Consider the following 13,600-nt stretch of genomic DNA (forward strand, 5'->3'; position numbering starts at 1 on the left):
AGTCGCAAAGGTAGAAACATTTATCTACTAATTAAAAGTAAAAGTAAAATAGCTATGAGATGATTTTTTTATCAAATAATTGAATAACATCTTCAATTCCTGGTTTTATGTTCCACACGTGCAAGCCTAATTTTTCAGCTATATCTGTGTTTTCTTTTTTATCGTCAATGAAAAGTGTTTTTCTAGGGTTTAAATTGTGATTGTTAATTACAAATTTAAACGCATTTTCATCAGGTTTTCTCAAGCCGATTTCATAAGAGAAATAGACTTTTTCAAAACAACTGTAAAAATCACGTGCAAAAGTTTGGCCTTCTTGAAGTTCAAATTTTTCTATGTGGGTGTGGTCGGTATTACTTAATAGGAATAAACGGTATTTTGAACTTATCATTTGTAAAAATTCCAAACGATACAAAGGGAAATTTCCAAGAATTGTATTCCAAGCCTCTTTAATTTCATCTAGTTCAGCATTAGGCAGATGTTTTTGAAAACCTTTTAAAAATTCGATTTCTTCAATTTTTCCAATTTCGTATTTTTTGTTTAAAATGTCAAGATCATCATGCCATGAAGTTAATCCCAATTTTCTAAACTCGGTATCAATAGCTTGTTTGTTTAAATCAATAAAAACATCACCAAAATCAAAAATAATTGCTTCAATCATAATTCTTGAAAATTTTAAGTTCATCATTCCTTATGTCAAAACTAGCAACCGGATTTCTGGAAATAATTGGGGCTAATATGCCGTTTTGAAATGTTGTGTCTCCTCTGAAAACTCTAGCTTCATCCCATAAATTCGCACTTATAAAAGATTGTAAAGTTTTACTTCCTCCTTCAATTATAACGGATTGTATGTTGTTTTTATACAAAATAGCGCAAATTGAAGAAATCAGGTGATTATCAAAGATAACATTTTCGTAAATACAATTTTCAGTTGAAATGAAATTTTCACTTTCCGAAATAAAAAATGTTTTTTGCGAATTGTTCTTAACGTGATACTTTTCAGAAATTTTACCCGATTTATCCAACACAATTCGGATCGGATTATTTCCTGAAAAATCACGTGCATCTAATTTTGGGTTATCGTCTAAAACGGTATTTGTTCCCACTAAAATCGCTTGTTCTTCCGTACGCCATTTGTGAACCAATAGTCTTGAGTATTGATTTGTAATCCAAACGGGACTTTTTTCATCTTTCGAAACAGGTGCAATAAAACCATCAGCCGTTTCCGCCCATTTCAGAATAATATAAGGTCTTTTCTTTTGATGAAAAGTAAAAAAACGTTTATTAAGTTCGTTGCATTCGTCTTCTAAAATACCAACGGTTACATTTTTACCACTTTCGACTAGTTTTTTAATTCCGTTTCCAGCCACTTTTGCAAAAGGGTCAACGGTTCCAATTACTACATTCGGAATTTTATTTGCAATGATTAAATCGCAACACGGTGGCGTTTTTCCAAAGTGACTACAAGGTTCTAAACTCACGTAAATCGTAGCTTCTTTTAACAACGATTTGTCTTTTACTGAATTCACCGCATTGACTTCCGCATGTGGTTCGCCTGCTTTTTTGTGCCAACCCTCACCAATGATTTTACCTTCGTGCACAATCACACTTCCCACTAATGGATTAGGATAGGTAGTTCCCAAACCATTTTTGGCAAGTTCAATACAGCGTTTCATGTAAAATTCATGTGTAGTCATTATACAAAAGTAGTATTTTTAAGAGTAAAAAATAAAATTCTTCTTTGGCTTTCTTTCTTTTGGGGTACTACAACCATAGCGTATGTATGGAGTATGTATGGAGTATGTATGGAGTAGCTATTCTTTTGACCTGTCCTAAAATAACCATATAGATTAATACATAAATCCTATTATAGTTATACAAATATAATTTTAAACTTACTATACAATTGTTTTTTCATGATAAAAACTCTTATTGTAGTTCTTTTATATAGACTGTATTTGTGTATAGCTATTTTAGGACAAGACAATTAAATTTACGTATTTTTATGCCATAATAAAAATGCTATGTTAATTAGAGAAATCCAACAAAAAGATAATAAGTCGATTGCTAAGGTAATTCGTGATATTTTTCATGAACTAGATGCGCCAAAAGTAGGAACAGCTTATGCGGATCCCATTTTAGATACGTTATATGAAGTGTATCAAGCACCGCGTTCTGTTTATTATGTGGTGGAACATGAGGGAAAAGTGGTTGGTGGTTGTGGTGTTGCTCCTTTAGAGATGCTGAAACCAGTTCAGCATGACATCGTTAAAGTATGTGAGTTACAAAAAATGTATTTTGCTCCTGAAATCAGAGGAACAGGTTATGCCGAAAAAATTATTGAAAAGTGTTTGGAATTTGCCAAAACACAAGGATTTGAACTTTGTTATTTAGAAACTTTATCATTCATGACTACCGCTCAAAAACTTTACAAACGAATAGGTTTTGAAAATATAGATGGTCCAATGGGAAATACAGGTCATAACAGCTGTGAAGTTTGGATGACGAAGAAATTGTAGAATTAAGATTAAGTTTATGAAGATTAAAATTTTAGTTTTTTTATTGATTTCAGTAGTTGGTTTTTCTCAAAAGAAGAAAATCAATGAGGAATATGATTATATCAAAAATTATTATCAGTTTGTATATCAGGCTCATTATGAATATTTGAATGGAAATTATAAAAAAGCCTATGATTTATTAAAAACAGCTGAAAAAAATTGCCCGTTATTGAATCAAACGGGAATTTATGAGCCTAAAATTTTGGCAGCTTGTGCATTAAAATTAGGAAACAAAAAAGAAGCTTTTAAGTATGCGAATATTTTAGTTAAAGATCATGGTTTTGCACTTACTTTTTTTGAAAATGATACAATTCTTATTGGTCTAAAAAATTATAAAGAGTGGAAAAAATTAGAAAAAAAATATAAAAAACACCTTTTATCTTATAAAAAAAGTGTGGATTCAGAATTAAGAAATGAGCTTTTAAAAATGATGGAGGAAGACCAAAGTGTGCGAATTAATCAAGATTATGAAGGATTGAAAAGAGTCGATAGTGTTAACAATTTGAAGTTGCGAAGAATTGTAAACCAATGTGACTGTTTTCCTGATGAGATGTTTTCACAATTTGGAAATTTTTGGTTTGACGGTGAAAATTTGAGTACTACTGCATTAGTTTTTCATATAAATATTGAAGATTCTCAATACTGGAAGCCTATTTTTCTTGATTTAATTAAAAGAGGTAGAGCTCCAGCTAGTATTTATGGAAATTTAATAGATAGTATTTTAAGAAATAATGGAATATATGAATATGGAATATATCAAAATGTAGGACCTGATCGCATAAATGATTATGAAAATTTAGATAAACGAAGAATTGCTGTTGGTTTGCCATCAAGGGCATATCAAGATTTTGTTTATGAATATTGGCAAAAAATCTACGAAAAATACAAAGAGCAAAATGGAAATTAAAGCACTTAAAACCTACTTTTTCAATTCATTAAAAAACATTCAAGATGAACAAGAAATCGAAAGTTTCTTTTTTATCTTGACTGAATATTTGCATAATTTGAAACGAGTTGATCTTGCTTTGAATCCGAATTTTGAGATTTCAGAAGATGATGTTGAAAAATGGAATGCGATTTTAGCGGATTTACAAAAAGAAAAACCAATTCAGTACATCACAGGTGAAGCTTGGTTTTACGGTTTGCGATTTGAAGTCAATGAAAACACCTTAATTCCAAGACCTGAAACGGAGGAACTTGTTGAATTTATTCTAAAAGAAACTTCTAACTTCCAACTTCCAGCTTCCAGCTTAAATATTCTTGACATTGGAACAGGAACTGGATGTATTCCTATTTCATTAAAAACTAATTTACCAGAAGCAAACGTTTCAGCTATTGATGTTTCCGAAAAAGCGTTAGAAGTTGCTAAAAGAAATGCTCAATCAAATAAGGTTGAAGTCAATTTCATTCAAGCCAATATCTTAGAAGTTGAAGATTTATCGAAACTCCCTTTACCCAATGCCCAAAACCTTTTACCCTTAGATATCATCGTTTCCAATCCACCTTATGTTCGTAATTTGGAAAAAGAAGAAATTAAGAAAAATGTATTGGATTATGAGCCGCATTTAGCACTATTTGTAGAAGATACCGATGCGTTACTTTTTTATAGAAAAATTGCACAATTGGCTTTGAAAAATCTAGCTCCAAACGGGTTGTTGTTCTTCGAAATCAATCAATATTTAGGAAAAGAAACGGTTGAATTATTACAAAATTTAGGCTTCAATACTATTGAATTGAAAAAAGACATTTATGGTAATGATAGAATGGTGAAAAGTACGAGGTAAGAAATACGAAGTACGAAATGCTAAGTAAGAAGTTTAAAAGAATTGTTAAGTAAAGATTTTACATTAATAAATTATTCTAAAATTGAAAAAAAAATGAGAATAGATATGAAGGCTAGAACAAAAAAGTTTACTATTGATTGTTCTAATTTATGTTCTAAGTTGCCACATTCAAGAGAATTTAATGCTTATGTTAATCAACTTATTCGATCTTCCAGTTCGGTGGGAGCAAATTATAGAGCTTCACAACGTGCAAAATCAACTGCAGATTTTATTAATAAATTAAAAATTGTTGAGGAAGAAGCTGATGAAAGTAATTTTTTTCTTGAAATTATCCTTGAAATAAACAAAAATCAAGAATTGCATTCTGAAATTGAGGCGCTTTTGAAAGAAGGGAATGAAATTTTAGCAATTATAGTTACATCAATAAAAACCTCAAGAAATAATCAAAATTCTAAATAATAAAATTAGATATCAAACTTTCGTAACTCGTACTTTGAATTTCGTACCTTTAATTTATTCGTAACGCAACGCTTCTACAGGATCTAATTTCGATGCTTTTATCGCAGGATATAATCCAGAAACAATGGTCACTATGAATGTTGTAATAAAAGCTGCAATAATCGCCATCCAAGGAATTACAAAAGAAAATCCAAAACTAAAAGCAACTACAGTTCCAAGTAGAATTCCGAATATGATTCCTAAAATTCCACCTATTTGACTTATAACAAAGGTTTCAGTAAAAAACTGCCAAGCAATGGTGCTACGTTTTGCACCAAGCGATTTTCTAACGCCAATCTCACGTGTTCTTTCAGTTACGGAAACTAACATAATGTTCATTAAAGCAATAGTAGATCCAAAAACTGTGATAGCTCCAATAATTACTGCAATCCAATTAATCATCGAAATATTGGAGCCTAATGTTTGAATTAAATCATCACTTCTTTCAATTCCAAAGTTGTTTTTTTCAATTGGATTTAATTTTCTTACTCTGCGCATAGTTATAGTCGCATCATCAACCGCTTCATCTAATAATGCTTCATTGTTTACTTTAACATCTAAATCATAATTAATGTTTGGGGCTGAGAATAATGAACGTGCAATTTGAGTTGGAATCATAACACGTAAATCTTGACTGTTTCCAAAAGTAGAACCTTTCTCTTTTAAAACACCAATTACCTTAAATTTAGCTCCGCGAATTGAAATCGTTTTATCCAACGGATTGATATTTTCAAACAATCCTTTTTCAAAATCAGAACCTAAAATACAAACGTAATTATTGTTAGATATGTCAAATGAATTAAAATTTCTTCCTTTTGTAACTTCTAAACCTTTATTTGGGCAATAATTTTCATCTACTCCTACAACCGAAATTTCTGGATCCGTTTTTTTTTCTCCATACTTTACTTCAATGGCCGAACCAGCTGTAAACGATAGGGAAGTAGTAGTAAACGGAAAATTAAATTTGTCTTGAAAAGCCTTTGCTTCAGGATAACTAATAATAGGATTTACACGTTGATCGGTATCGTTTTGATTGATTTCAGAAGAAAAATCATATTGGCTTATCGAAAAAGTATTCGCTCCCATAGATGCAAAATTGCCAAATAAATTGTTTTCCAAGGCTTTTGTTAAAGTTAAAATTCCAACTAAAAATGTTATCCCTAAAGTAATAATCATTACAGTCAGTGCTGTACGCAAAGCCTGACTTCTAATGGAATCAAGCGCAATTTTTGTATTTTCCTTAAATAATCCTACCATGACTATAAGACTAAGTTAAGAGCGAAATGTTACACATATAAAGTAAGAATTTAGAATTTAGAATTTAGAAAGTGGAAATCCCGAAATTTTAAATCTCTGAATTGATTTTTTATACTGCTAAATATATTCGATATTTGCATTAAATAATTGGTTAATGAAAGAATTTGACTTAAAGAAGCGAACAAAATCATTTACAATTTCAATTTTGAATTTGGTAGATAATTTACCAATGAAAAATTCTACAAGAATTATTGCGAATCAATTAGGGAAATCAGGGAGTTCTGTTGGGGCAAATTACAGAGCTTCATTACGAGCAAGAAGTGATAATGAATATTTGTCAAAGATGAATATTGTTTTAGAAGAAACCGATGAATCTCATTTTTGGTTAGAAGTTCTTCAAGAATTAAATGTTGTTGATGATAATCTGTTGAATGAACTCCTAAATGAAGCAAATGAATTATCCTCAATTTTTGTAACAACCTTAAAAAACACAAAAAGCAGAATTAATAATAAATAAATTATTTTTTAGATTTCTCATTTTCAGAATTCTAAATTCTAAATTCTAAATTTAAAATGGCACAAAAACCAAGCATACCAAAAGGAACTCGTGATTTTTCACCAGCTGAAGTGGCGAAACGCAATTATATTTTTAGTACGATAAAAACCAATTTTGAGAAATTTGGCTTTCAACCTATTGAAACGCCTTCGTTTGAAAATTCGGAAACTTTAATGGGAAAATATGGTGAAGAAGGGGATCGACTGATTTTTAAGATTTTGAATTCAGGAGATTATTTAGCTAAAGCGGATGCTACTTTACTAGAAAATAGAGATAGTTTGAAGTTAACAAGTCATATTTCTGAAAAAGCCCTTCGTTACGATTTAACCGTTCCTTTTGCGCGTTATGTAGTACAACACCAAAACGAAATTGAATTTCCATTCAAGCGTTATCAAATTCAACCGGTTTGGCGTGCCGATAGACCTCAAAAAGGACGTTTTAGAGAGTTTTATCAGTGTGATGCTGATGTGGTGGGTTCGAATTCACTTTGGCAAGAAGTGGAGTTGGTGCAATTGTATGATTCGGTTTTCACGCAATTAGGTTTAGGTGGCGTTACGATTAAAATTAACAATCGTAAAATCTTATCTGGAATTGCTGAGGTAATTGGTGCTTCTGATAAATTGATTGATTTTACGGTAGCGTTAGATAAATTAGACAAAATTGGAGAAGACGGTGTGAAAAAAGAAATGTTAGAAAAAGGCATTTCGGAAACCGCAATTGAAAAAGTACAACCGTTGTTCAATTTTACCGGAACCATCAATGAGAAAATAGAAAAATTAGCTCAGTTATTAGCCAATTCTGAAGAAGGAATGAAAGGCGTTAACGAGTTGCAATTCATTTGTGATAACGTTACCATTTTAGGTTTACAAACCGCTTTTTTAGATTTAGATGTTACCTTAGCACGTGGTTTAAATTATTACACAGGTGCCATTTTTGAAGTCGCTGCACCAAAAGGTGTTGCTATGGGTTCGATTGGTGGCGGTGGACGTTATGATGACTTGACCGGGATTTTTGGATTGAAAAATATGTCGGGTGTTGGAATTTCGTTTGGTTTGGATCGAATTGCTTTGGTAATGGAGGAAGTAGGTTTGTTTCCCGAAACAGTAACGGCTACTTCAAAAGCCTTATTCCTAAACTTTGGTGATAAAGAAGCCTTGTATGCGATGCAAGCTATAGGAAAATTACGTCAAAAAGGAATTAAAGTAGAATTATATCCAGATAAAGCGAAGATTGATAAACAATTCAAACATGCCGACAGAAGAGGAATTCCATTTGCTGTAATTGTAGGAGAATCAGAAATGCAGCGTGAAGAATTTGGATTGAAAAATTTAGCTACTGGCGAACAACAAAAAGTAGATTTTGCAGCATTAATTAAGTTATTACAATAATCATAAGTCGAACTTTGTATAGAAAAATTACTCAAATCTGAATTAGGAACACAGATTTAAGTAATTTGATAAATTCAAAAAAGCTTTGTGTGCTTTGCGAAAGACTTTGCGCCTTTGTGTTAAAATTTACACAGAGATTCGCCGAGTTTTTTTGACCTTGATTGTGTTGATTAGAGTTGCACATGGCGTTTCACTTATTTTGAACTTGAATTTGATTTTTGCCCTTGAACTTGTAATTGATTTTTGACATGAATATAGACGACGAAGCAAAAAAAGTGATTTGGTCTCTTCAGAACAACAAACGTTCTGAGGAAGAACGAAATGCTTTTAAACCAACAGGCAAAAAACCACGAAATAAAAATGTAGTGTATTTGCTTTCGGCTTTGGGAATTACTTTATTAATGAGTTATGCGTTGTCTTTATTTTCCAGAGAAACAGTTCGGTTTTGTTTTTTGATTGATAGTTATTGTTTCAATTCTACTGAAAATCCAATACTTTATACCTTGTATGTTTTTATGAATCTTTGGATTTTGATTTTAGGAATAACAATCGCCTATCTTATTGGGAAGAAAATAGGCGATAGGGTTACCCTATAAATTAACCGTTTTTAAAAATCTCTTTCACAGCTGCCTCGTAATTCTTACTATTACCTGCTTTTTTAATCTTTTTAAAAGTTTTTTGCGGATTGGAAAACGACTCTGAAAAGTATTCCCAAAAGCCTAACATTTTCATGCGAATTGGCGTTGGTCCTTGTAAATACGCATCGTATTCTCGATAAATTTCATCGTGAAAGGCTTCAAAAATTTCCAATTTATTTTTAGTATATTCTGTAGTATTGTTTTTAATCATTGACGGTAAAAACGGGTCTGCGATTAAACCTCTACCAATCATCCAATGGTCGATGGAAGGAAAACGTTCTTGTAATTCTTTGAATTTAGACACCGAAGTAATATCCCCATTGTAATAGATTTTATGTTTCGTATGTTCCAAACATTTTTCAAACGAATCTAAATCCACACCGCCTTTGTACAATTGTTTTCCAATTCGGGCATGAATGGCAATATTTTTAATTGGATATTGATCTAAAATGGGAAAAACATCTAAAATCTCGGTTGGATTTTCGTAACCCATTCGCATTTTCATCGAAACAATGATGTCCGTTTCATTGTGAACCCGTTTTAAAATATGTTCAATTTGTGACGTATTGCTAATTAATCCCGAACCCATGCCACATTTGGCTACCATAGGATATGGACAACCTAAGTTCCAATTTAATTCTTTGTATCCGAATTGTTGCACATATTTTGCCACAAATAAAAACTCTTCGGCATCATTCGTTATAATTTGTGGTATGACTTCTAGCGTGGTGTTGTTTTCGGGAAGAATATCACGTTCGTACGAACCTTTAACCACTAATTTACCATTTAATTTAATGTAGGGCGAATAGAATGTATCAATACCACCAAAGTGTTTGTGAAAAGCGTTTCGGAATCTAAAATCGGTAAAACCTTGTAAAGGAGAAGATAATAATGTAATACTCATGCAGCAAAGATACTATAATTTTGGGCTGCGATTTTATTTAAGCAACTCGATTTTGTCCAATTTTAGTTCAAAAGATTCCTCTTTTTTATTTCCAATTAGAAACGCAATTTCTTCCAAAACTTTGCCATCAAAATTAGGTAGGTTTAAGGTTTGTCCTCTAAAAGATGGATATAAATCATTTAAATTCAGCGTAATATTTTCCCATTCGCCAGAGGTTTCAAAAGTGGTGATATAAGAATAATAAGCGTTAACATTGTCTTTGATTCTGAATTGATATTTTTTACCATCACCTTTAAGTCGAATACGAACTTTTGAAAAACCACTAATATCTTTTGCTTTCATTTGATGGCGCACCGATGAAAATCCTCCATTATTTTCGGTCGAAACTCTTCCAAAAAAAACACCGTTTCCATTTTCATCCATTTTAAATTTTCCGTCTGAAATACCTCCCATGACTACATCATCAATAATTCTCCATTCGCGCGGATTGGATTTTTCATTGAAGTCGAAAAGTAAAGAATTATTCATCTGGAACGACATTAGCAATAACAAGAATAACCATTTCATAGCTTAATTTTTATAAAAGTACTGAAATGAAATTATTTATTTTAAAAATTAACCTTAGGTTTCGAAGTGTTTAAGTTGAAAACGATTTACTTTCGTTTTTGTTTAAACAACCAATCATAAATGGCATCTTCATGGAACAAACGTTCTACGTTGCCGTGATTTCCGCCTTTTATGATGGTGAAGGTCACATCAGCATTTTGATCGCATTTTTTTATCGCATCCACGACTTTTTTAGATTCTGACATCGGAACGATATAATCTACATCACCATGTTGAATCCAAAGAGGAATTGTAGATAAATTACAACCATCATTAGCATTTCCACCACCACAAATTGCTACGGCTGCCGTGATTTTATCGGCGTATTTACCTGCAAAGTGTAAGGTTCCATATCCACCTAAACTCATCCCGCAAACGTAAATTCGAGATTCGTCAACGTTGTAGTTTTTCTTTACGTATTCTAAAATTTCAAGTACTTTATCTGGATTCCAATTGCCTTTAGCCAGTTGAGGTGCTACTACAATTCCAGGAATATCTCTCCCTTTGTCCATAGCTCTTAAAACACCATAGCGTTTTACTCGATTTAAATCGGTTCCAGATAAACTTTTTCCGTGTAGAAAAATTAGTAGAGGTTGTTTTTCGTTTTCTCGGGAATTATTCGGGAGATTTATCCAAAAGGGATAATCCGTTTTGTTTTTTATTGGGGTTAATTGGGCAAAACTAAAGGAGCAAACGAGAAAAAAAAGTAGTAGGTATAATTGCTTTGCCTTCATAGTCAGTGAATTATGTTAATAAAAAAACCCGAAATTTACAAAAGTAAAATTTCGGGTTATATGTAGCGAAGACGGGAGTTGAACCCGTGACCTCAGGGTTATGAATCCTGCGCTCTAACCAACTGAGCTACCTCGCCAAATGTTGGTTTTACATCATTGCTGAATGCGGGTGCAAATATATAACTAATTCTTTTCTTTGCAAATATTTTTTAACTAAAATAAATTAAAATATTTTTTTGTTAATTTGACATATTCTATATATATTTCCAAACTGAAAAATAAAAACGAACTATGAGTGTAAAAGTAAAATACGAATTAGAATTCCCCATACAATCTTCGCCACAATTATTATATCAATACATATCTACTCCGTCAGGATTATCAGAATGGTTTGCAGATAATGTAAATTCAAGAGGAGAGTATTTTACCTTCATTTGGGATGATTCTGAAGAAAAAGCAAAATTAGCTTCAAAAAAATCAGGTGAAAGAATTAAGTTTAAATGGTTAGATGAAGATGGAAGTGAAACTGATTATTTTTTTGAAATGAAAATTATTGAAGATGAAATAACAAAAGATGTCTCTATCGTAATTTCTGATTTTGCTCATTCAGATGAAATTGAAGAGTCAAAGTTATTGTGGGAAAATCAAATCTCAGACCTAAAACATGTGTTGGGTTCCGTTTAAAAACTCAATAATATCAACTATATTTGTCCCGATTTTAAAAGTCGGGATTTTTTTATGATAAATTTTAACGGAAATATTCAAGAAAACAGTTCAATTTCGATTGAAAATAATAGAGGTTTTTTATTTGGAGATAGTGTTTTTGAAACAATTAAAGTGTTGGATAACAAAGTGTTGTTTCTTGAAGATCACTATTTTAGATTGATGGCTTCAATGCGTATTTGTCGTATGGAAATTCCAATGAATTTTACTATGGAGTACTTTGAATCCCAAATTTTAAATTTGGTACAATCGCTAAATAATGCAAATTCCTACCGTGTTCGTTTTTCTGTTTACCGAGATTCAGAGGGTTTTTATTTGCCTAAATCTAGAAATGTTCAGTTTTTAGTAACGGCATCACCCTTAAGTTCAGATGTTTATACTTTTGGTAAAGAGCATTATGAAGTAGATTTATACAAAGATTTTTATATAAGTAAACAACTGTTATCGTCTTTAAAGACTAATAATAAAATGCTTCAAATTACAGGAAGTATTTTTGCGGAAGAGAATGGTTATGATAATTGTCTTGTTTTGAATGATGAAAAGAATGTAGTGGAAGCATTGCAAAGCAATATCTTTATGAAAACGGGTAATGTTGTGTTGACACCGCCAATTTCTGATGGCTGTTTAAATGGAATTATGCGTAAACAGGTACTCGAAATTGTAAAGAAAATAGAAGGAATTGAAGTAAAAGAAGCTTCTATCTCTCCGTTTGATTTGCAAAAAGCAGATGAATTGTTTTTAACGAATGTAATTTCAGGGATACAACCAATAACGAAATACCGTAAAAAAGAATACACTACAGATTTTGCCTCTGAGGTATTATTTAGATTAAATGCTAAAGTCTGTCTTAGTTAAGCGTTGGGTTTTCTGGAGCATTTGAAAACAAAATATATTCTCCCCCTTGTTCAATGATTTTTTCTTTCCAAAATTGATTACTAGCTTTGGAAAGTAATTTGTTTTTTTGAGTATTTTCGGATACAATCCAAGCGTTTTCTTGAAGTTCCATTTCTAGTTGGTTCACACTCCATCCGCTGTATCCTAAAAAGAAACGAATCTGATTTTTCGAAATTTTATCTTCATTTATAAGTTGCTTGGTAGTTTCAAAGTCACCTCCCCAATAAATTCCATTTGATATTTCGACACTATTAGGTATTACATCAGGAATGGTATGAATAAAATACAGATTGTCTTGTTCTACTGGACCTCCATTGTAAATTTCAAAAGTGGCATCAATTTCAGGAATTAAATCATTTATACTGTATGACAAAGGTTTGTTTAAAATAAATCCTATGGAACCTTCATCATTATGTTCTGCTAATAGTACTACAGAGCGATTAAAAGAAACATCGCCTAAAATAGAGGGCTCAGCAATTAGCAAATGACCTTTTTTGGGTAAAATTGATATCATAGTTTCTATAGTTTAATAACTAAAGTTATTAAAAAAAACATAAAAAATCAAAAAAATTCGATTAAGTGTAAAAAAAAGTCCCGATTTGCATCGGGACTCTCTATCTAGTAGTAACAAAAATATTATTTGTTTACTGCACCTTCTAATTCAGCACCAGCTTTGAATTTTACTACGTTTTTGGCAGCAATTTTGATAGTTTTACCAGTTTGTGGATTTCTACCATCTCTTGCAGCTCTTTTAGATACTGACCAAGAACCGAAACCTACTAAAGATACTCTTCCACCTTTTTGTAAAGTTCCTTCAACATTGCTTAAAAATGATTCTAAAGCTAATTTTGCAGCCGCTTTTGTAATTCCAGCAGAAGCTGCCATTGCATCGATTAATTCTGATTTGTTCATGATTAAAGTTATTTATAATTGGTTAAACTTAATTATTTATAGCAAATTTAGCGGTATTATTGAGCTGTGCAAGTATTTGGTAATTTTTTCGACCAAAATGTTAATAAAATAGAGTAAATGTTAATAACATTGTTTGTTTTTTTAAATTTTA

General features: G+C 31.6%; 17 protein-coding genes and 1 tRNA gene. 9 read left to right on the forward strand and 9 right to left on the reverse strand.

Annotated features, from left to right (window positions below):
• Positions 1-52 precede the first annotated feature (52 nt).
• Complete coding sequence (locus NAT47_RS02120; protein ID WP_250579812.1) at positions 53-658, reverse strand: HAD family hydrolase; 606 nt, start codon at positions 656-658, stop codon at positions 53-55.
• The gene (gene ribD, locus NAT47_RS02125; protein ID WP_250579814.1) at positions 651-1,694 is read right to left on the reverse strand and encodes a bifunctional diaminohydroxyphosphoribosylaminopyrimidine deaminase/5-amino-6-(5-phosphoribosylamino)uracil reductase RibD; all 1,044 of its coding nucleotides are present in this window, start codon (positions 1,692-1,694) and stop codon (positions 651-653) included. Before ribD ends, NAT47_RS02120 begins: the two co-directional genes overlap by 8 nt.
• Positions 1,695-2,021: 327 nt before the next feature.
• On the opposite strand from ribD, the gene NAT47_RS02130 reads away from it, so the two are divergent.
• Genes NAT47_RS02130 through NAT47_RS02145 form a run of 4 tightly spaced genes read left to right on the forward strand, consistent with a single transcriptional unit; the run spans position 2,022 to position 4,798 of the window.
• The gene (locus NAT47_RS02130; RefSeq protein WP_250579816.1) at positions 2,022-2,516 is read left to right on the forward strand and encodes a GNAT family N-acetyltransferase; all 495 of its coding nucleotides are present in this window, start codon (positions 2,022-2,024) and stop codon (positions 2,514-2,516) included.
• Between the two features lie 16 nt (positions 2,517-2,532).
• Complete coding sequence (locus NAT47_RS02135; protein WP_250579818.1) at positions 2,533-3,462, forward strand: CDC27 family protein; 930 nt, start codon at positions 2,533-2,535, stop codon at positions 3,460-3,462.
• The gene (gene prmC / locus NAT47_RS02140; RefSeq protein WP_250579820.1) at positions 3,452-4,339 is read left to right on the forward strand and encodes a peptide chain release factor N(5)-glutamine methyltransferase; all 888 of its coding nucleotides are present in this window, start codon (positions 3,452-3,454) and stop codon (positions 4,337-4,339) included. Before NAT47_RS02135 ends, prmC begins: the two co-directional genes overlap by 11 nt.
• Positions 4,340-4,381: 42 nt before the next feature.
• The gene (locus NAT47_RS02145) at positions 4,382-4,798 is read left to right on the forward strand and encodes a four helix bundle protein (RefSeq protein WP_250579821.1); all 417 of its coding nucleotides are present in this window, start codon (positions 4,382-4,384) and stop codon (positions 4,796-4,798) included.
• 54 nt (positions 4,799-4,852) lie between these two features.
• On the opposite strand, the gene NAT47_RS02150 is transcribed toward NAT47_RS02145, so the two are convergent.
• Positions 4,853-6,094, reverse strand: coding sequence for an ABC transporter permease (locus tag NAT47_RS02150; protein WP_250579822.1), 1,242 nt, complete (start codon positions 6,092-6,094; stop codon positions 4,853-4,855).
• Between the two features lie 154 nt (positions 6,095-6,248).
• Here NAT47_RS02150 and NAT47_RS02155 point away from each other — a divergent pair, with 154 nt between their 5' ends.
• The 3 genes from NAT47_RS02155 to NAT47_RS02165 all read left to right on the forward strand — a co-directional run bounded on the left by NAT47_RS02155 (position 6,249) and on the right by NAT47_RS02165 (position 8,634).
• Positions 6,249-6,611 carry a four helix bundle protein gene (locus tag NAT47_RS02155; protein WP_250579823.1) on the forward strand — a complete coding sequence of 121 codons (363 nt, stop codon included), beginning with the start codon at positions 6,249-6,251 and terminating at the stop codon, positions 6,609-6,611.
• 56 nt (positions 6,612-6,667) lie between these two features.
• Positions 6,668-8,038 (forward strand): histidine--tRNA ligase, encoded by a 1,371-nt coding sequence (gene hisS / locus NAT47_RS02160; protein ID WP_250579824.1) that lies wholly within the window; start codon positions 6,668-6,670, stop codon positions 8,036-8,038.
• Positions 8,039-8,286: 248 nt separating this feature from the next.
• Positions 8,287-8,634, forward strand: coding sequence for a hypothetical protein (locus NAT47_RS02165; RefSeq protein ID WP_250579825.1), 348 nt, complete (start codon positions 8,287-8,289; stop codon positions 8,632-8,634).
• A 1-nt stretch (position 8,635) separates the two neighbouring features.
• Here NAT47_RS02165 and NAT47_RS02170 read toward each other — a convergent pair whose 3' ends face one another.
• The 4 genes from NAT47_RS02170 to NAT47_RS02185 all read right to left on the reverse strand — a co-directional run bounded on the left by NAT47_RS02170 (position 8,636) and on the right by NAT47_RS02185 (position 11,057).
• Positions 8,636-9,580: a tRNA dihydrouridine synthase gene (locus tag NAT47_RS02170; protein WP_250579826.1), complete on the reverse strand. Its 945-nt coding sequence runs from the start codon at positions 9,578-9,580 to the stop codon at positions 8,636-8,638.
• A 33-nt stretch (positions 9,581-9,613) separates the two neighbouring features.
• The gene (locus NAT47_RS02175; RefSeq protein WP_250579828.1) at positions 9,614-10,147 is read right to left on the reverse strand and encodes a CIA30 family protein; all 534 of its coding nucleotides are present in this window, start codon (positions 10,145-10,147) and stop codon (positions 9,614-9,616) included.
• Positions 10,148-10,233: 86 nt separating this feature from the next.
• Entirely contained in the window at positions 10,234-10,920 is a 687-nt protein-coding gene (locus NAT47_RS02180; RefSeq protein WP_250579829.1) for a carboxylesterase family protein, read from the reverse strand.
• Positions 10,921-10,983: 63 nt separating this feature from the next.
• Positions 10,984-11,057, reverse strand: a tRNA-Met gene (locus tag NAT47_RS02185).
• 154 nt (positions 11,058-11,211) lie between these two features.
• Between NAT47_RS02185 and NAT47_RS02190 the strand changes: the two genes are divergently transcribed.
• Together NAT47_RS02190 and NAT47_RS02195 are read left to right on the forward strand one after the other, a co-directional pair.
• Positions 11,212-11,604, forward strand: coding sequence for an START-like domain-containing protein (locus NAT47_RS02190; protein ID WP_250579830.1), 393 nt, complete (start codon positions 11,212-11,214; stop codon positions 11,602-11,604).
• Positions 11,605-11,658: 54 nt separating this feature from the next.
• Positions 11,659-12,498 (forward strand): aminotransferase class IV, encoded by an 840-nt coding sequence (locus tag NAT47_RS02195; RefSeq protein WP_250579831.1) that lies wholly within the window; start codon positions 11,659-11,661, stop codon positions 12,496-12,498.
• Here the strand turns inward: NAT47_RS02195 and NAT47_RS02200 are convergent.
• On the reverse strand, positions 12,491-13,051 hold the full coding sequence (locus NAT47_RS02200; protein WP_250579832.1) for a YqgE/AlgH family protein: 561 nt from the start codon (positions 13,049-13,051) through the stop codon (positions 12,491-12,493). The genes NAT47_RS02195 and NAT47_RS02200 overlap by 8 nt on opposite strands.
• A gap of 122 nt (positions 13,052-13,173) precedes the next feature.
• Entirely contained in the window at positions 13,174-13,449 is a 276-nt protein-coding gene (locus tag NAT47_RS02205) for an HU family DNA-binding protein (protein ID WP_073584108.1), read from the reverse strand.
• Between the last annotated feature and the right edge of the window lie 151 nt (positions 13,450-13,600).

The organism is Flavobacterium fragile (genome assembly GCF_023634865.1).
In the GTDB taxonomy this organism is placed as follows: domain Bacteria; phylum Bacteroidota; class Bacteroidia; order Flavobacteriales; family Flavobacteriaceae; genus Flavobacterium; species Flavobacterium fragile.